Origin of the sequence: Planococcus sp. ANT_H30 (assembly GCF_008369335.1) — a bacterium.
In the GTDB taxonomy this organism is placed as follows: domain Bacteria; phylum Bacillota; class Bacilli; order Bacillales_A; family Planococcaceae; genus Planococcus; species Planococcus kocurii.
On record NZ_VOBJ01000009.1, the window covers coordinates 119,488 to 138,372 of the forward strand.

The following is an 18,885-nucleotide window of genomic DNA, read 5'->3' on the forward strand; positions in this document are numbered from 1 at the left end:
CCTTTTAATTGAATTGATTGATGACTGCGCCGATGCTCGATGCTCGAACACGCGGTTCGTTTTGAAATTGCTGAAGCTCTTCTTTTTTTCCGACGACTACTGCACCCACAATTTTGATTGTTGTTTCCTCTACCTCATCTTTTTGTTTAAGTTGTTCGTAGATTTCTTCCATCCCTTGTTTATAGGGTCCTCTATGGTTTTTCCCATACACAACAGATTCCATAAATTTTTCAACCGGACTTTCCAATACGGTTCCTGCTTCGTCCACCATTGAAAACCCGATTACTTCATTTTCTGTAAACACTCTCGCTGGTTCGTTTCCTTTGACCTCTTCATCTGTATAAACATCAACCCATGCCCATTGAAGTACGCTTTCTTCAGGCAACATCGCTTCGACTTCACTTAATGAATAGGGCTGATCAAATGAAATTCCCATTTCGATTTTTTGTTGGTCATTAAACATATCCAACTTCATAACATCCATTGGCACGTGCGTAATGGACGTTGCTGGATGGATAAAATTCATGACCTTCTCACCCGAGTAATTGTAGGTTTCATAGTCGTTCGGTGACAGGTACACTTCTCTATTCCTTGAAGAATTGGAGATTTCACCTAGGTATACAGGCTGCCCGTCTACCAATTTATATTGCGGTGCTGTCGCCTCGCTGTCTAGAAGTCGAATCGACTCTTCCCACGGTCCAATAAATAGATTCGCACCGTATACGTCAAAATAAACTTCTTGTGCGGCCAATTCTCTATCTAGTAACCAAGGCGTCACTTGTAATTTGATCAATACAATCAGTATTAGGACGAAGAGCGAGACGAGTCCGCTAATGAATGTCATACGAACAGTACTTTTTCTTTTCGCCTCTGCAACAAGGTCTTGCTTATTGTTTTCAAAAGCAAATAACTCGTCCAATTCATCCTTTTTTTTCAATAAACTCACTCCATTTCTGTTTAAAATTCTTACGTGAGCGATAAAGCGTCGTTCGAATCGTATCGACTTTAACATCTAAAAGATCACTTATTTCCTCATATGATAAAGTAAGCTCGTATTTCAAAAGAAGTAAATTGGATTGTGCAGAAGGCAATTGTTCCAATACAGCTTCAATCTCCTGTTTGTTTTCATGTCTTATTAGGCGTTGTTCACCGGCTTCCTCGGTACTGTGCATATTTTCAAAGAAGGTTTCGTCGATTTGCACATTCGGATACCGCTTCTTTTTCCGGCATAGATTATAATAATCGTTTATAGAAACCTTAAACAACCATGCTGAAGGATTAGCCACCTCCATATGAATCATATGCTCTACTGCTTTTGAAAATGAATTTTGTACAATATCTTCTGCATCTTGTTTCGAGCACCCAATTTTGAGTAGGTACCGAAATATAAGACGCGATTTTTCCCGGTACAAATCCTCAATTGTTTGAGTTTGCAAGTGGCCACCTACTTCTTCTAGTTAACTACCCATAAGACGCAGCGTTTCATTAAAAGTATACACATCTTTTCCACTCTTTTAAAAAAAGTCTCGACTAGTTCCGCCTAAAGGAAAAATTCAAGATACTAAACAGCTTTACGCGACACCTGTCTTGACACAAACCGCAACACATACGATAATCAAAGACAATGAATGGTTATAGTGTGTAATATGACCGCTGAGGGGATAATCCATATGAGAAAGCAGTTAAAAATAGGAACGATGATTCACGGTGTCGGCGAGAAGATTTCCGATTGGCGTCATCCGAGTATGCCGTCAGATGCCAGTGTCAGTTTTGCCTTTTATAAACAGCAAGCCCAAACTTCAGAACGTGGAAAGTTTGATTTTGTTTTTATTGCAGATGCCTTGTACATCAACGAAAAATCAAATCCTCATTACTTGAATCGCTTTGAACCACTGACGATTCTTTCTGCACTTGCTGCGGTCACGTCGAACATCGGACTCGTTAGTACATTATCGACTACGTATAGCGAACCTTTTTCAGCAGCACGACAGTTTGCTTCACTTGATCTGTTAAGCGGAGGACGAGCCGGGTGGAATGCAGTAACGTCTGGACTGGAAAAAACCGCGCTAAATTTCAGCAAAAAAGTAAGCGATCATCCAAGTCACGCTGAGCGTTACCGGATGGCTGCTGAATTTATGACAATCATAAAAGGCTTATGGAATTCTTGGGACGATGATGCGTTTATTCGCAATAAAGCGTCGGGTCAATTTTTTGACCCGACCAAATTGCATGCCTTGAATCATCAAGGCGAGTTCTTTTCTGTACAAGGCCCGTTGAATATTGGCCGTTCGCCGCAAGGTCAGCCCGTCATTTTCCAAGCCGGTTCTTCTAAAGACGGCATTGCCTTTTCTGCACAACAAGCAGACGCGGTGTTTGTGATTATGCCTAGAGTCGAACAAGCCAAGCAGTATTATCAAGACATCAAAGAACAAACCCGCTTGAATGGTCGTCATCCGGATGACGTGCTGGTCTTACAAGGCATCAGTCCAATTATTGGCGACACAAACGAAGCAGCCGAACGAAAACACCAAGAACTGGCGAGTTTAGTAACAATTGAACAAGCACTCGCCTTTTTAGGACGGCTGTTTGAACACCATGACTTTTCTCACTACCCACTAGACGAACCGTTTCCGGAACTCGGCGCTATCGGCAAAAACAGTTTCCAAAGCGATACCGATCGCATTAAAGCTGAAGCACGCGAGGAAAACTTAAGCTTGCGTCAAGTAGCTTTAAGAGAAGCTACACCGCGCACTCCTTTTATGGGAACACCCGAACACATCGCTGATTTAATCGAATCGTGGTACGACCAACACGCAGCAGACGGCTTTATGATCATTGCCAATTTGCCAAGCGAACTCGAAGCATTTGTCGATCACGTGGTGCCGATTCTACAAGAGCGTGGGATTTTCCGAACGGAATACGAAGGGACAACACTTCGGGATCATTTGGAGTTGCCTTATACGGAGAATATTCTTGCTGCAAAATCCAAAGACGACCGGATGCGCGTAAACGTATAAAAAGAAGCCTCTCAAAAATTCAATGAATTTTTAAGAGGCTTCTTTTATTCTAGCTCTGCGTCTTTTTCTATTGAATCCTCTGGAATGACTAAGTTTAACAAAATCGCAACAAAACAAGCGATTGTTATTCCGGATTGTCCAAATAATAGTTGAATAATGTCTGGAAATGCATTCATGGCATCGGGTACTTGACTTAATCCGAGTCCAAATACTAAAGATAATCCAATGATAATCTTTGCTCTCTCGTTTAAAGGCTCTGACGTCAAAATGTCTATACCGGTTAATGTGATTTGAGAAAAAATAATGACGGTGGCGCCGCCAATAACGGCTGGTGGCATGGTAGAGATAAGCGCTCCAATCTTAGGAATAAGACCAGCCAATATTAAAAACACAGCGCCAACGGCTACGACGTATTTACTCATTATTTTTGTAAATGCGATCATTCCAACATTTTGACTGAAAGACGTGTTTGGCAACGAGTTAAAAACTGCTGCTAGAGAAGAGGTAAGCCCATTCGCTATTACTGAACCCGAAAGTTCATCAGACGTAGGTTCTCTGTCTGCTCCTCCATTCGTAATGGCTGTCACATCGCCAACTGTCTCAACAGATGTAACGATAAACATAATTAACATAGGAAGAATCGCTCCCCAGTAAAATTCCATCGGAAAATAAAAAGGGGTTGGAATTGAAAACCATGAGGCTTCTCTTATGGCTGAAAACTCAACCATGCCTAGTGGTAAAGCCACGATATACCCAACAACGATACCGATTAAAATGGAAGAGGTTTTAGCCATCCCTTTTGCATATCTATTTAGAAAGATCACAATGACCAAAACCAGTAAAGCCACCAGCCAGTTTTTAGCTGACCCAAAATTCTCAGATCCACTTCCTCCAGCCATAGATGTAATACCTGTAGGTAAAAGCGACAAACCGATCGTAAGAACGACTGTACCTGTTACAATTTTCGGGAAAAAGCGTTTTAATTTCTTGATAAAAAACCCTAAAGTGCCGCCGAATAAACCGCCGATCAGACTGGCACCTAATAATCCGGATATGCCATATGAGCTCGCTATTGCTATATTCGTAGGGAGAAACCCAAAACTCGTCCCCATCACGACTGGGAGTCCTGCACCAACCTTCCATATGGGGTAACACTGGATAATCGTCGCCACTCCTGCCATGATCATGGCACTTTGAACCAATATTGTTAAATCAGCTCCTGTAATGCCCACTACACCTGCGATGATGATAGGAACGGCAATATTCCCTAGAAACATCGCAAAAATGTGCTGTAGCCCTAATGGTATTGCTTCTTTTAATGGCGGTCTGCCGTCTACATCGTATTTGTTTGTGTTCGTCACTTTATGGCCAACTGTTGTTTTCATAAAACACCTCTTTTCAATTCCATTTGTATTCTAGTCTACCTTCACTATTTGTTTTGCTGCATAGTCCGCGCCTCTTTTTCTTGATATGCTTTTCCAATACTGCAAACTCTCTGTAGAAATTTCTTCTCTATCATTAAACGCATTCGCTAATTCTTCTTTGCTAAAGTTGTTTGGATCCAAGACGCTTCCTAATTTGTTCTTTTCAACATCATAGGCTATGTTAAACTGATCACTAGAAAATGGCAATATCACCATTTCTTTTCCATAGTACATAGCTTCTGTTAAGGTGTTGCACCCCCCATGGAAGACAACTGTGTCGACATAAGGCATAAGGGCAATTTGAGGGATAAAACTTTCTATGATTGTATTGTGTGAGTGATATTTTTTTAACTCTTCCGCATGACTCCCTGCAGAAACAATCAATAAAACATTCGGATGAATTTCTCTGACTCCCAGGATTAGTTTTTCCAGTACATCTTTTCTATTCGATAAAAAAGTTCCTAAAGTGATCATGATGATCTTTTCTTTTGTATCTATTTTTTCTAGCCATTCTCCATTTAACGTAGCTGCTTTGAATGAATTCCCTATAAATATTCTCTTTGGTTGTTCTTCATTTTTTTCACTATTGTTAAAATCAAAATAGTTGTAGATAACAGCGATATCAGAGACCAAACTAAAAGCATTACTAATTTTTTTAACAGACTTATTTTCAGTGATAAGATTATTAAAAACTTCAGTAAACTCTTTTTGAGTTTGTGTCGAAACCTGTTCGAGTCCCCTCAACTCTTTTTCCTCGATCGCTATAGCTGTAGGCCAGCTTTTCGGCACATTAAAATAGTCTCCTTCTTTTGGAATCGTGTTCGGATGGGGAGGACAAAATGTGATAAAAGGCAGACCTAAAGCATACAAGCTAAGCGTAACCGAATAAGATAAGATGTCGACCACATAAAGGTCCGCAGCTAGTGAATCATCTATTGCCTTTATCTTATCGACCAGCTCTTGTGGGTTATAAAGCATGTCAGCCTTTCTATGACGAGACTGCGTGATGAGTGTTTCGATTGCCCCTTTTTTTGTCGACTCAAAAAACTCTTCTAATCTTATTCTCTCCGTATCTGGTTGTATCGTGTGTTCACCTTCGCCTATATTTTTATTTGAACTTATATCGATTTCATAAAAATTCAAATGCTCTTCCAAGATTTTTTCCTTGAACTCTATACTGCAACCAACTGTCACTTCTGCACCATGTTCTTGAAAACTTTTTGCTAGCACTAACAAGGGGTTAAAATGCGAATAGAAAGGGGGACTTATAAAACAGATTTTTTTATACTTCATTGTTTTCTTCTCCTTTTACAGCTAAATAAAACGACACAAACTCAGTTGAAATTTTGTTAATGGAAAAGTTTTCACTTACAGTTTTTTGACCTGCAGCTTGAATCCGTTTAAACTCTTCTTTATTCATTTTGGAATCGTAAAGATGATTCTCTGTTTCTTTGGCAATCGTTTTCCAATTACTCGTATCGATTAAAAACCCATTTTCCCCATTGCTCATATAACTTTTAACTCCCCCTTTTATAGGACCTAGCGTTAGAAACTCCATGGACATAGCCTCTAAAATAGCGATACCAAATTCTTCTTTTACACTTGAGCACAGGTAAATATGAGGATAGTCAAAATCTCTTTTCATGATATTCTCCTCAAGCAGCCGGATATCCAAATTCGACATGGCACCTTTGTGTATGAACCTGTCTTTGAATTGAGGATGCTTTTTTACGTAGTCTTCAAAAAAATCAATCACCCTTTTTTCTTCTTTGTTTGGTCTCTCTAGATCCCCTCCTATTAGTAAGAGGTTGTGAGTTTCCGAAAGTTTAGACTTTGACCACGCTTTTAAAAGTTCGATTTGTCCTTTTAAAACAGATAGTCTTCCTACATTTAAGATCACGGGTCTTTCAAAAAATTCTTTATGTGCTTTATTGAACTCCGCAAAGCGAGCTGAATAGCTCTCCACGCCCTCTATATCACTTGATTGATCTAGTTGTATTCCTTCACCTATCATTTTCATTCTTCTATTTATCTTTCCATCTGTCAGTTGAGGGAAATACATCTCAAGTTCTTTTTTGACAGCTGCATTTCCTATCCCAACTATTCCGTCGCTTGTATCTATTAACTCATCACCTATTTTTATCTTGTTTAGCTTTTCAATAAGCTCGTTAAAACCCAGTTCTTTTAATTGGCCAGATCCATCAAACATGTTTCGGTGTGGGTCTGGCGTTAATGTGAATACGAGTTTTTTAGTTAATTCTTTAGCTAAGTGAGCAACAGCTCTAGAAGCATTATCTAGAAATCGGATATGAAAAACATCCGGCTTTATTTTTGCTTGCTTTAAAAAATTGCCTATAAACCGTTTAATAAACAACTCTCTTTTAATAAACGGATCTGATACAGATGGGTCTAAATAGATTGGCAGCCGAATAAATACATGGTCGTCGCCGTAGGAGCTGATAAAGGGCTTCGTTAATTCTTGAGTGATGGTAATCGTAAATACATGAGACACACTACTGTCTTTTGATATCTCTTCACCCAAGCTTTTTAATAATACTGCTAATCCCCCGTTGTTTCCTTTTCCACTATCTTCAAAATCTCCATAAAACATGGACTGCATAATCGAAATACCTTGCTTTTCAAACTCACTACCTGAAGCGAGTGCGCGAATGTAACTATCATAAAAAACTTTGTTTTTCTCATTTATTATATTTTCCCTGACGAAAGATTGATCCACAGTTTCCATTGAATCTAAATTCCCTAATAGATTGATCATTTGAATCTTTAAATTATCTGGATAATCCACGGTCACTAATTCGTATATAGTGTCTTTAAATCCCTGTCTTTTAAAACTATCCATATAGTCCAGTAAGTTGGAGATTAGTTCTGCATCCCGTTTGTACTTCTGAAGCATAAACAAAATATCCTCATCACTTAATAGATCGACATCGCATTCCATGCAAACATCCAAAACATGATAGAGCTGTTGGCTGCTATATTGTCGCTGTGATAGGAAATCTGTTGTTATTTTCTCTATGATTGGCTTGAGCTCATCAGTGAATAGCTTTAAAACCGTATCTACGACAAATCGATCTGTATAGGAATGTACTCCCAAAAAAGAGAACAATTCACCTAGTTCTTTTTCATCCAGCTTGTTTTTTCGCCCTAATTGCTTGATCTTTTGAATTTGATTTACCACTAGTCGTTCTTCGAAATCTATTTTCTTGCTCTTAGTTATGTAATCATCTAAAAACCGGTGAGGATACATATAATTACTCTCATTCGCATAAACATGATTTCTCAATTCAATAAACTCATTCATTTTTCACCCTCCAATACCGTTAGTAGGTCAGTATTCCAATACCCTATACCCATAACTACTAATCTATCTATAAAGTTTGGTCATTATAGAGTGGTTTTAGGAAACAAAAAAGGCCTTTCAGTAAGTTTACTAACTTAGTGAAAGGCCTCTCGGATATTCTTCTTTAATGAAACATGAACAATTTAAGATAAAATACTTGTGATGTTGCTAAATTACATCATGCCGCCCATGTCAGGCATGCCGCCGCCTTGTCCTGCTGGTTCTGGCAAGTCTGCAACAACTGCTTCAGTTGTCAAGAACATTGCCGCAACAGATGCTGCGTTTTGAAGTGCTGAACGCGTCACTTTTGTTGGATCGACGATACCTGCGTCTACCATGTTCATCCATTCGCCGTTTGCTGCGTTAAAGCCGATGCCGACTTCTTCTGTTTTTAGACGGTGAACGATGATTGAGCCTTCAAGTCCTGCGTTTGTTGCGATTTGACGAACCGGCTCTTCTAGCGCACGAAGTACGATGTTGATCCCAGTTGCTACGTCGCCTTCTTGTGATTCAAGAAGTTCAGCCACTTTGTTGTAGACGTTGACTAATGCTGTACCACCGCCGGCAACAATTCCTTCTTCTACAGCTGCACGAGTTGAGTTCAAGGCATCTTCAATGCGAAGTTTACGCTCTTTCAATTCGGTTTCTGTAGCCGCTCCGACTTTGATGACTGCCACGCCGCCAGCTAATTTCGCTAGGCGTTCTTGTAGTTTCTCTTTGTCGAATTCAGAAGTTGACTCTTCTAATTGGCTGCGGATTTGACTAACACGCGCAACGATGTTTTCTTGGTTGCCCGCGCCTTCTACGATCGTTGTGTTTTCTTTTGTCACAACCACTTTTGATGCACGGCCAAGCTGTGCGATATTCGCTGTTTTCAATTCCAGCCCTAGATCCTCTGTAATCACTTCTGCGCCCGTTAATGCTGCAATGTCTTCTAGCATTGCTTTACGGCGGTCACCGAAGCCTGGAGCCTTAACAGCTACTGCGTTAAACGTGCCGCGTAATTTGTTAACAACTAATGTTGCTAGTGCTTCGCCTTCAACATCTTCAGCAACGATCAGTAACGGTTTGCTTTGCTGAACGACTTGCTCAAGGATTGGCAAGATTTCTTGGATGTTGCCAATTTTCTTGTCGGTTACTAAAATAAATGGATTGTCCAATACCGCTTCCATTTTATCTGAATCGGTTACCATGTATGGCGACTGGTAGCCACGGTCAAACTGCATTCCTTCAACCACATCAAGTTCTGTTGTAAAGCCGCGTGACTCTTCTAATGTAATAACGCCGTCGTTACCCACGCGCTCCATTGCTTCAGCAATCAGTTTCCCAACTTCTTCGTCACCAGACGAAATCGCTGCCACTTGTGCGATCGATTCTTTGCCTTCGATTGGTTTTGAAATCACTTTCAATTCGCCAATTGCACTTTCAACAGCGAGCTCGATTCCGCGACGAATGCCGACTGGGTTCGCACCAGCTGTTACGTTCTTCAAGCCTTCACGAATCATCGCTTGTGCAAGAACCGTTGCTGTTGTTGTTCCGTCACCTGCGATGTCGTTTGTTTTAGAAGCCACTTCCGCAACAAGTTTCGCGCCCATGTTTTCAAAAGCGTTTTCAAGTTCGATTTCTTTTGCGATTGTCACACCGTCATTGGTGATTAACGGCGAACCGAATTTTTTCTCAAGAACGACGTTACGTCCTTTTGGTCCAAGCGTTACTTTTACTGTATCTGCTAATTTGTCTACGCCTCTCAGCATTAAACTGCGTGCGTCTTCGCTGAACTTAATCTCTTTTGCCATGTTTAGCTTCCTCCTGTGTCGTTGGGTTATTTTAGCCTAAAACTGCTAATATATCGTTTTCACGTAAAATCAAATATTCTTTGCCTTCATATTTCAATTCAGAGCCTGCGTATTTCGAGAAGATAACGCGGTCGCCAGCTTGCACGTCTAGTTCTGTGCGCTGTCCGTTTTCACGGATAAGTCCATTTCCTACAGCGATCACATGGCCCTCCTGCGGTTTTTCTTGTGCCGATCCTGGTAAAACAATACCGCTTGACGTTTTTTCTTCCGCTTCGATGAGCTCAATAATTACTCGATCTCCTAGTGGTCTTAACAAATGAAACACCCTCCTCAAATTATCTAAATGTTCTCGATTAGCACTCTCAACCTTTGAGTGCTAACCCATAACCAAGTTTAATAAAATCTTCAGTCTTTTGCAAGTAAGAACTACTATGATTTTGATTTCTTTGCGGTTGTCTGCTGAAAGCTCTACAATAGAAGGAGTTTAAAAGTGAAAGGAATTATATTATGCCCACTAAACGCAAGAAATTTATAGACACGTTTTTTGAAAAAGATGCTACCACTAAACCAAAAATTCAAAAAAGCAGCAATAAGCGACCTATGTACAAAGGCAAAAAAACGCCTCTTTACGTATTGCTAATTTTCATCGCGGCTCAGCTGTCACCAATCTTGTTTATCGCGCCAACCTTTAATTATTTTGAAGGCCAAGGCTTAGGCCGTGAAGCTGCCAGTGCTGCAACGTCCGGCTGGCTCATCTTCCTGACGATGGGCATCGGGTTTATCCTCACACTTATCTTTGTTTTCCGAGACAAACGCTTTTTTGATATATGGAAAGGCAAAAAGTCTTCTGTCTTACTGTCCATTGTCTGGGGCTTTCTTGGCTTCTTGTTGTTACTAATCGGTCAATCCGTTGCTGCTTTAATTGAAATGGAGCTTCTCGGCATTGATCCCGGTTCTGAAAATACGGCGTCCTTAGTGAACATTGCCGATGCCGTACCGCTCGCCATCGTCTCTATTGTGCTTTTTGGCCCGGTTCTGGAAGAACTGGTTTTCCGCCGCGTGTTATTTGGTTCTCTCAATCAGACTACCAATTTCTTTTTCGCAACGGCTGTCAGTGCACTAGTATTTGCGTTGATCCATTTTGACTTTACGCACCTGTTGCTGTATTTCACGACCGGCTTGATCTTGGCATTTCTATACCAAAAAACGAAAAGCATCATCACACCGATCATTGCTCACATTTGTCTAAACGGCTATGTAATGCTTATCCAGCTCAATATGGATAAAATTTTAGAATTCCAAAAACAAATGGAAAATCTGCAGTAAAAAAAGCCTTCCCCGATTTACTTCGGTGGAAGGCTTTCTTGTTGTTCTTTAATCGCTTGCTGCTGCTCAGCTTTTAAGAATTTACGATAACCCACTTTGGCAATGAGCACACTAAATTCATACAGTATGATTAGCGGCAATGTCACAATCATATGCGAGACGATGTCTGGTGGCGTAATAAACGCGGCAATAATGACTAACCCAAGATAAGAATACTTGCGGTATTTTGTCATGAGCATCGGCGTAATAATCCCGAGCCTTGTTAAAAACAACATCACTACCGGCAACTGGAATATTAAGCCAAACGGCAACGTGATTTGAAACAAGAATTGAAAATATTCATTGATACCGATCGTTTCTTGAATATCCATGTTATCAGAAATACTCAGCATAAATCCAATGACATAAGGGAATAGGATGAGATACGCAAAAGCGATTCCCCCTAGAAACAGCAGCACCGAAAACGGAATATAACTTAACGTCGCTCTCCGCTCTTTATCGAGAAGTCCAGGACTAATAAACGCCCAAAACTGGTACATAATCAGTGGCGAAGTGATAATCAAGGCTAAGATCATCGTCACTTGCATAAAAATCTTCAATGGATCTGTAATTTTGAAAGCATTCAAGGTAAGATTTTTAGCTTCCTCTGTATACTGCAAATACTGAATTAGCGGCTGGGCAAGAAAAAAACTGATAATAAGCGCTAATACAAAGAAAACGACTAGAATGGTCAGTCGTTTTCTGAGTTCTCCTATATGTTCAATTAACGTCATGTCTTTTTCAATCATCGGACAAACATCCTATCGTATTTCCTTTTGCTCGTCTTTCTTCTTCAACTCTACTTTATCGTCGTCATCGTCTACAAGTCCTTTTGTAGCATTTTTAAACTCACGCAAAGACGAACCAAACGCTTTTCCAAGTTCCGGTAACTTTTTCGGACCGAAAACAAGTAAAGCAACAACACCGATAATGATGATACTCATTGGACCTGGCATACGTTGCACCTCCTGTATTATGGCTCTATTTTACATCATTCGAACCGGTTTGGCTATTTCGAAAGAGCCTAGAAATGTGAAGTTTTTAAGTCATTGTTGCTTGATTTGGTAAATCAATGTCTGCAATTCCACTGACAAATCGATGGTTTGGACACGGATATGATCAGGCACTGAAATTCGTACCGGTGTAAAGTTCAAAATCCCTTTAATATCAGTCTTTGCCAAGCGATCTGTTACTTCTTGTGCCGACCTTGACGGTACCGTCAAGATGACTAGCTCCACGCCGTACTCTTTGATTTTCTCTTCAATCTTGTCCGGGTGATACGTATCAATATCGTTAATTTTTTCGCCTTCTAACGGGCTGTTCGAATCGAACGCCACAATGATTTTCGTATTGTGGTTGCGATGGAAATTATATTTTAGAAATGCACCGCCTAGTCCTCCAACACCGATTAAAGCTACATTAGTAGCTTCGTCTTGATCTAGTGTCTTACGGAAAAACAGCAACAGCTCTTGAACGTCATAGCCATAGCCTTTTTTGCCAAGCGCACCCAAATGGGAAAAATCGCGTCGAATGGTAGCAGAATCGATTTTCATCGCTTCGCTTAATTCCTGCGAGGAAATCCGTTTTTGACCGGCATTCGCAAAATTTTGAAGGAAACGGTAATACAGCGGCAGCCTTTTGGTTGTGGCTTGCGGAATTTTAGATGTCTCGTGTAACATACGCTTTCGCATCCTCCTGAGGTGTTGTCAAATCGCTTTCATCTTACAGTAGGAGCCTTGATATGTAAAGGCTTGTGCAATTGCGAACAACTGCCCTATCAGCTACACTTAAAGAGAATAGAGGTGACCTACATGATTGTTTTACAAGTAAACCAAGTCCATAAATCATTTGGCGCAGAAGAGATTCTCTCAGGCGTCAAATTAGAAGTACAACACCGTGACCGCGTGGCATTAGTAGGCCGCAACGGTGCAGGAAAATCGACTTTATTGAAAATAATAGCGGGTGAAATATCGTACGATAGTGGCGACATTAGCATGCCGAAGGATTTAACGATTGGCTATTTAGAGCAACAGACCAATTTAGAATCCGACGCCACTGTTTGGGATGAAATGATGACGATTTTTCATCATTTTCGTGAACAAGAAGCCACACTTCGCCGTCTTGAAGGACAAATGGCCAATCCAGATGTCTACAACAACGCAACAGAAAACGATAAAGTCATGAAAGAATACGACCTGTTGCAGCATGACTTCAAGGATGCGGGTGGCTATCAATACGAGTCCGATACACGAGCGATTCTCCACGGCATGAAATTTTATCAAGATGACTTTGACAAGAAAATAACCTCTTTATCCGGTGGCCAAAAAACACGATTGATGTTAGCCAAGCATTTACTCAGTAAGCCACAACTGCTCATTCTCGATGAGCCGACCAACCACTTGGATATCGAAACCTTGAGCTGGTTGGAAAATTACTTGAAAAACTATCCCGGTGCGTTATTAATTGTTTCTCATGACCGTTATTTCCTTGACCAAGTCGTGACGCTTGTTTACGAAGTTTCCCGCCACCGTGTTAAAAAGTATACCGGCAACTACAGCCGTTACTTAGACGAAAAAGCAAAGCAATACGAACTGGACCAAAAGCAATTTGAAAAACAACAAGGCGAAAAAGCTAAGCTAGAAGATTACGTCCAGCGCAATTTGGCACGTGCTTCTACAACCAAAATGGCGCAAAGCCGTAGAAAAACTTTGCAAAAAACCGACTGGATGGAAGCTCCTGACGGCAACGAAAAATCAGCCAGTTTCGGCTTTACCATTAGTAAACAAAGCGGCAACGACGTTTTAAACGTTCAATCGCTAGAAATTGGCTATGGCGACAAACCCGTTTCTCGTGATATTTCATTAAAGTTATACCGACAAGAAAGTCTAGCTCTCGTTGGGCCAAACGGTGTTGGCAAATCGACTTTGTTGAAAACCATTATGAAAGAACTAAACCAGCTCGATGGTAATATCCATTATGGCGCCGGCATTCAGTTTGGTTATTACGACCAAGAGCAAGCCAATTTAAAAGGCAACAAGCTCGTACTAAACGAATTATGGGATGATTATCCGCTTATTAACGAAAAGGACATACGCGGCATCCTTGGACGTTTCCTGTTTACCGGTGACGATGTGCTAAAGCCCGTTTCAACATTGTCGGGTGGCGAAAAAGCACGCGTTGCACTCGCCAAGTTGATGATGCAAAAAGCCAACGTGTTACTTCTCGATGAGCCAACTAACCACTTGGACCTGGACAGTAAAGAAGTGCTGGAGAATGCTTTATTGGATTATCCGGGCACCTTGCTTTTTGTATCGCATGATCGCTATTTCATGAATCGCATCGCGTCGAAAGTGATTGAACTTACGCAAGATGGCACGTCCGAATACTTGGGCGACTATGATTATTACGTAGAGAAAAAATTAGAAATTGCTGAACTAAAAGCACTCGATGAAGCCGGTTCAGTTACCGAAGCAAAAACGATCACTACAGCCTCTACTTCGCAAATCGATAAAGAAGCTAAAAAACTGGAACGTCAGCTTGTTCGGCAATCCGATGAAGTTGAAAAATTGATGGAACAACTAGATTTGCAAATCACTGAAATTGAAGAGCAACTTTGCCAGCCTGAAATTTTCCAAGATCACGAGCGAGTATTGCCGCTTCAAAATCAATTAGAAGAACTAAAAGCAAACCACGAAGAAACGATGACCCAATGGCTTGAACTTCAGGAAAAAATTGAAAATATTTGATTTTGACCGGCTATCTATTAGCCGGTTTTTACATTACTAGATATAGGTCAATAGGGTTTCATCAAATATTTGTTTCCACAGATTTTTCCACATTCTTCAGCTTGTCTTATCAACTGTCAACAGACTTATGCACATTATCCACAGGTTAAATAAATATTGTACACATAGTTTTCCACTTCAAACCACACAATATATAGAATAACCCCCTTTTATCCTCTAGTTATAAACAGTTTATTCACAAATTGTGCATAAGTACAAATGTTCTCTATTGACAGAACAATAGAGGCCTTTTGTATGATTGTCAGAATTTTTGTAAAAAAAAACAAGTAATTTCACATATTTCAGTGTACCTGAAATGATGAAATTACTTGCTTTTATTAAATCCATGAGGTTAAAGACATACCCGGTCGACCGTTCATGGCCATTGTGCCAAACAATCCTTTTTCGTACATAATAGTTCCTGCTGCTGCAATCATCGCTGCGTTATCGGTACATAAAGGCAATGAAGGAATATAGAACGGAATACCTTTTTCCTTAAATGTTGTTTCCAACGAATGCCGCATTCCTTTATTCGCAGCAACTCCACCTGCAGCAATTACTTGGCGAACTTTGTACTCTTTAGCTGCACGGACTGTTTTCCCGGTCACCACTTCCACTACACTGTTTTGGAAACCAGCGGCTACATGCTCAGGAGCTACTTTTTCTCCACGCTGCGCAGCATTGTGCATATAGTTTAGCACCGACGATTTCAATCCACTAAAGCTAAAATCATAAGAGCCTTCTTCTAGCCAAATTCGAGGAAACGTAATAGCTTCGTCACTAGCATGCGCCAATCGGTCAATATGTGGACCTCCTGGATAAGGTAGATCCAATGTCCGCGCTACTTTATCATAAGCTTCTCCTGCTGCATCATCGCGCGTTTCTCCAATAACCGTGAAGTCTCCGTGCTCCTTCATGTAGATCAGTTCTGTGTGTCCCCCTGAAATAACGAGTGCTAAAAGAGGAAACTCCATTTCTTGCTCCAAACGATTCGCATAAATGTGACCCGCAATATGATGAACTCCGATTAAAGGCAGTTGATGCGCGAAGGCAAAAGCTTTTGCTGCATTCACACCAATTAATAAGGCCCCGACGAGTCCAGGCCCTTCTGTTACAGCTACTGCATCCAACTCATTCGGCTCCATGCCTGCTAGTTGCAACGCCTCTTCAATCACCAAGGTGATTTGTTCCACATGATGCCTTGAAGCGATTTCCGGCACCACCCCGCCAAAACGTTTATGGCTCTCGATTTGTGAAGCCACCACATTGGAGATGATTTCAGTGCCATTTTTGACAATGGACGCTGCGGTTTCATCACAACTTGTTTCAATTCCCAATATATAAATATCCTTATTCATTAAAGTTCACCCACATGACTATAGCATCTTCGTAATTGTCCGTATAATAGCGTTTACGAATGCCACCATTTTTAAACCCTAGTTTTCGGTAAAGATTTTGAGCAACCGTATTGCTAACACGAGCTTCAAGTGTCATAAGAACCGCACCCTGCTCTTTTGCTGTATCAATGGCAGCTTGCATCAATCCCCCACCCAATTTTTTACCGCGCTGATCGGGATGAATCGCAATGTTTGTGACGTGTGCCTCATCCATCACTAACCACATTCCACAATATCCAACGATGCCTTCTTGTGTTTCAGCAATCACGTAATAGGCATGTTCATTCGTCACCATTTCATGATAAAAAGCATCTTTCGTCCAAGGCAATGTAAAAGATAAAACTTCTATCTCATAAACCGCGTCAAGATCTTCAAGTGTCATTTTTCGAAAACTGACTGTTTCGTTCATAACATTTTACCTTCTTGCGCTTTATTGTAAGTTGCTTCGGCTTCCGTAATTCGGCGGTATTCAGGAACAGCATGATGAACATCACTTTGCGTTGATTCCTGGGCCAGCATAATCAGATTTGTTGCACGCGGCAACCTATTCTGAATTCTGCTAAAGTGTGCCCCCTCGCCAAATATCTCCATGATTAGCGCTTCGTGCAACGCTGCATCAATTCCAGTAAACAGTACCGGACGATTGAGTTCCTTTGTTTTCAGTAGAAACTCTTTCACATCACTATGTTGATCAGCAAGCACTGACTCTAAACCACTACCTTCATACAAACCAATAAAAGCTGTGCCACGGCGGGCATCCATAATCGGACAAACAAGTCCGTCAAACCCTTGTTCATTCGCCGCAAGCACTTGTAAGCTAGAAACTAGATGGAGCGGAATTTTCAGTGACCATGCCAAGGTTTTCGCAATGGTCAGGCCGATGCGCACGCCTGTATAAGACCCAGGACCTTCTGCTACAGCAATATGCGTCAGGTCAGTAGGCAATACTTTTGCTTTTTTCATCATTTCTTCTATCGCCGGCATAGCCGTCAACGAGTGATTGATTTTTAAGTTTGCTGTTTCTTCTATTAAGACTGTGTTATCTTCAATCAGCGCAATGGCTAATGGAGAGTTCGAAGTATCGATTCCAAGATAGATCATAGGTTTAGCTCCTTGCACAGATTTTCATAGCGCTTCCCAATCGGCTTGAGGATTATTTCGCGTCCTTGTTCAGACTGCCGATTAATCGTAATTTCCAGACGTTCTTTTGGCAAGTAGTCTTCTATAAAGATTGCCCATTCTATTACAGATACTGCTTCGCTACTAAAAAATTCATCGAATCCAATATCTTCCTCGCTATTCTCAAGACGATAGACATCGAAATGATTCAAATCCAGTCGACCTGAGTACTGTTTCAAAATCGTAAAGGTCGGACTGTTTACCATCCGTTGAATACCAAGTCCTTTGGCTAAGCCTTTGGTGAAAGTTGTTTTACCTGCCCCTAAGCCCCCCGCTAATGTTAGAAGGTCTCCAGGTTCCAATTTTCTTGCTAGAGTGGCCGCAAAAACTTCAGTTTCTTCGGGCGAATTCAGCATTATTGTATTAGTCATTATCATGTCACCTCTATTGAGTCTTTACATAGTTTAGCGAAATAATCGTTGTAAATCAAAATATATTGTTTTTCTTTTCCGTTTGTCAATTTAAGCTAGACAGATCGACTCCATTCAGGTGACTCAAAAATGCCTCCAGAGGTGTACGGTAATCCAGCGACTTCCGTGGGATGTTATTCCGCTTGTCAGCAACTGTGGAAATGAACGAATCGACCTCGTTGAAGTCCATTTCTTTTGCCAAGCGGTCTTTTCGAAGAAGGCAGTTGGAGTGTTCATTCAAGGTGCTAGGATCCGTAAAGTAAATTGAGACGTCGGACCAGCAGCGTTTTCCAGTTGGAGAATTCTTTCCTACAGTTAAACGTGATGAATTTGAACAGGTTTCCCTTTCATCGGCAATATGGCAACATCAAAGACCCGATTTTTGAACATGCAATAGAGCATCCGCACAGAACAATCGATTGCCGTTTCTGGGTGGCCCTTAATGACGTCGCGAGTCCATCCTTGCACCATCTTATCTTGAATATAGACAACTTGTTTCTTCGGTAAGACCCGTTTTCGTCGGCCGCAATGTTTCTTGCTTTTCATGTATTGTGTGTAAAAATCGAGGGCTGTATGCCCCAATTTCAGAAAGCTGATGACATTGCAGGTTGGCTGCCTGGAACGGTTCAGGCATTCTGCAATGATCGCCATAGGTATATGTTGACGGTGGTAGGATTCTATCATCACCCATTCATCGGTGATCACTCTGCTGTTTTCTTTGGTCAGAAAATACATGTAGCGTGTACCACGAATGGCTTTTTCAATTGTCTAGCTTAATTTTACAATCGGCATTTTTTAAAAATGGTTGTTATTTCAAAAAAAAAGATGAACACAGCGGGATCGCTGCGTTCATCTTTTAAATTACGGTCCCGACCGGGATCGAACCGGCGATCTCCTGCGTGACAGGCAGGCATGTTAACCGCTACACCACGGGACCAAAAAAAATAGACCAGCGACGTCTTACTCTCACAGGGGGAAACCCCCAACTACCATCAGCGCAAAAGAGCTTAACTGCCGTGTTCGAGATGGGAACGGGTGTGGCCTCTTTGCCATCATCACTGGACTATTTGGTTGAGTGTTTGTTCACTCAAAACTGGATAAACGACAGGTGAAACAAGCAAGTTTTTCGCATACAATGTGTTGGTTAAGTC

Annotated in this window: 17 protein-coding genes, 1 tRNA gene, 1 rRNA gene and 1 pseudogene; 3 read left to right on the plus strand and 17 right to left on the minus strand. The window is 41.1% G+C overall.

The genetic code is table 11. The annotated features are described in order from the left end of the window. Nucleotides 1-4: 4 nt before the first annotated feature. Together FQ085_RS15595 and FQ085_RS15600 are read right to left on the minus strand one after the other, a co-directional pair. Nucleotides 5-937, minus strand: a complete 933-nt coding sequence (locus tag FQ085_RS15595; protein WP_188074765.1) for an anti sigma factor C-terminal domain-containing protein — start codon at nt 935-937, stop codon at nt 5-7. After that, nucleotides 921-1,436, minus strand: a complete 516-nt coding sequence (locus FQ085_RS15600; RefSeq protein ID WP_149457097.1) for an RNA polymerase sigma factor — start codon at nt 1,434-1,436, stop codon at nt 921-923. The genes FQ085_RS15595 and FQ085_RS15600 overlap by 17 nt, the downstream gene beginning before the upstream one ends. A 234-nt stretch (nt 1,437-1,670) precedes the next feature. On the opposite strand from FQ085_RS15600, the gene FQ085_RS15605 reads away from it, so the two are divergent. Continuing rightward, nucleotides 1,671-3,017 (plus strand): LLM class flavin-dependent oxidoreductase, encoded by a 1,347-nt coding sequence (locus FQ085_RS15605; RefSeq protein ID WP_149457098.1) that lies wholly within the window; start codon nt 1,671-1,673, stop codon nt 3,015-3,017. Between the two features lie 44 nt (nt 3,018-3,061). Here FQ085_RS15605 and FQ085_RS15610 read toward each other — a convergent pair whose 3' ends face one another. The 5 genes from FQ085_RS15610 to groES form a co-directional block, all read right to left on the minus strand. After that, a complete protein-coding gene (locus FQ085_RS15610; protein ID WP_071154646.1) occupies nt 3,062-4,402 on the minus strand; it encodes a uracil-xanthine permease family protein in 1,341 nt (446 codons plus the stop codon). A gap of 30 nt (nt 4,403-4,432) precedes the next feature. Further along, entirely contained in the window at nt 4,433-5,734 is a 1,302-nt protein-coding gene (locus FQ085_RS15615; RefSeq protein ID WP_058386356.1) for a glycosyltransferase, read from the minus strand. After that, complete coding sequence (locus tag FQ085_RS15620) at nt 5,724-7,763, minus strand: glycosyltransferase family 4 protein (RefSeq protein ID WP_149457099.1); 2,040 nt, start codon at nt 7,761-7,763, stop codon at nt 5,724-5,726. The genes FQ085_RS15615 and FQ085_RS15620 overlap by 11 nt, the downstream gene beginning before the upstream one ends. Before the next feature lie 212 nt (nt 7,764-7,975). Continuing rightward, the gene (gene groL, locus FQ085_RS15625) at nt 7,976-9,598 is read right to left on the minus strand and encodes a chaperonin GroEL (protein ID WP_149457100.1); all 1,623 of its coding nucleotides are present in this window, start codon (nt 9,596-9,598) and stop codon (nt 7,976-7,978) included. 31 nt (nt 9,599-9,629) lie between these two features. Further along, on the minus strand, nt 9,630-9,914 hold the full coding sequence (gene groES / locus FQ085_RS15630) for a co-chaperone GroES (RefSeq protein ID WP_006831533.1): 285 nt from the start codon (nt 9,912-9,914) through the stop codon (nt 9,630-9,632). A 191-nt stretch (nt 9,915-10,105) separates the two neighbouring features. Between groES and FQ085_RS15635 the strand changes: the two genes are divergently transcribed. After that, entirely contained in the window at nt 10,106-10,924 is an 819-nt protein-coding gene (locus FQ085_RS15635) for a CPBP family intramembrane glutamic endopeptidase (protein WP_149457101.1), read from the plus strand. Between the two features lie 17 nt (nt 10,925-10,941). Here FQ085_RS15635 and tatC read toward each other — a convergent pair whose 3' ends face one another. The 3 genes from tatC to FQ085_RS15650 all read right to left on the minus strand — a co-directional run bounded on the left by tatC (nt 10,942) and on the right by FQ085_RS15650 (nt 12,642). Beyond that, nucleotides 10,942-11,712 carry a twin-arginine translocase subunit TatC gene (gene tatC / locus FQ085_RS15640; protein ID WP_058386359.1) on the minus strand — a complete coding sequence of 257 codons (771 nt, stop codon included), beginning with the start codon at nt 11,710-11,712 and terminating at the stop codon, nt 10,942-10,944. Between the two features lie 12 nt (nt 11,713-11,724). Beyond that, complete coding sequence (locus FQ085_RS15645) at nt 11,725-11,919, minus strand: twin-arginine translocase TatA/TatE family subunit (protein WP_058386360.1); 195 nt, start codon at nt 11,917-11,919, stop codon at nt 11,725-11,727. 90 nt (nt 11,920-12,009) lie between these two features. Continuing rightward, nucleotides 12,010-12,642, minus strand: coding sequence for a redox-sensing transcriptional repressor Rex (locus FQ085_RS15650; RefSeq protein WP_058386361.1), 633 nt, complete (start codon nt 12,640-12,642; stop codon nt 12,010-12,012). Between the two features lie 132 nt (nt 12,643-12,774). Here FQ085_RS15650 and FQ085_RS15655 point away from each other — a divergent pair, with 132 nt between their 5' ends. Continuing rightward, nucleotides 12,775-14,709, plus strand: a complete 1,935-nt coding sequence (locus tag FQ085_RS15655) for an ABC-F family ATP-binding cassette domain-containing protein (protein WP_149457102.1) — start codon at nt 12,775-12,777, stop codon at nt 14,707-14,709. A gap of 377 nt (nt 14,710-15,086) precedes the next feature. Here the strand turns inward: FQ085_RS15655 and tsaD are convergent, their stop codons facing one another. From tsaD to rrf, 7 genes and pseudogenes are all read right to left on the minus strand, one after another. Beyond that, the gene (tsaD, locus tag FQ085_RS15660; protein ID WP_149457103.1) at nt 15,087-16,106 is read right to left on the minus strand and encodes a tRNA (adenosine(37)-N6)-threonylcarbamoyltransferase complex transferase subunit TsaD; all 1,020 of its coding nucleotides are present in this window, start codon (nt 16,104-16,106) and stop codon (nt 15,087-15,089) included. Further along, nucleotides 16,099-16,554 (minus strand): ribosomal protein S18-alanine N-acetyltransferase, encoded by a 456-nt coding sequence (rimI, locus tag FQ085_RS15665; RefSeq protein WP_058386364.1) that lies wholly within the window; start codon nt 16,552-16,554, stop codon nt 16,099-16,101. Before rimI ends, tsaD begins: the two co-directional genes overlap by 8 nt. Further along, nucleotides 16,551-17,246: a tRNA (adenosine(37)-N6)-threonylcarbamoyltransferase complex dimerization subunit type 1 TsaB gene (tsaB, locus tag FQ085_RS15670; RefSeq protein ID WP_149457104.1), complete on the minus strand. Its 696-nt coding sequence runs from the start codon at nt 17,244-17,246 to the stop codon at nt 16,551-16,553. The genes rimI and tsaB overlap by 4 nt, the downstream gene beginning before the upstream one ends. Then, nucleotides 17,243-17,695 (minus strand): tRNA (adenosine(37)-N6)-threonylcarbamoyltransferase complex ATPase subunit type 1 TsaE, encoded by a 453-nt coding sequence (gene tsaE / locus FQ085_RS15675; protein ID WP_058386366.1) that lies wholly within the window; start codon nt 17,693-17,695, stop codon nt 17,243-17,245. Before tsaE ends, tsaB begins: the two co-directional genes overlap by 4 nt. An 85-nt stretch (nt 17,696-17,780) precedes the next feature. Then, nucleotides 17,781-18,469, minus strand: a pseudogene (locus FQ085_RS15680) (transposase). A gap of 129 nt (nt 18,470-18,598) precedes the next feature. Then, nucleotides 18,599-18,671, minus strand: a tRNA-Asp gene (locus FQ085_RS15685). A gap of 10 nt (nt 18,672-18,681) precedes the next feature. Continuing rightward, nucleotides 18,682-18,797, minus strand: a 5S ribosomal RNA gene (rrf, locus tag FQ085_RS15690). Nucleotides 18,798-18,885: the final 88 nt, after the last annotated feature.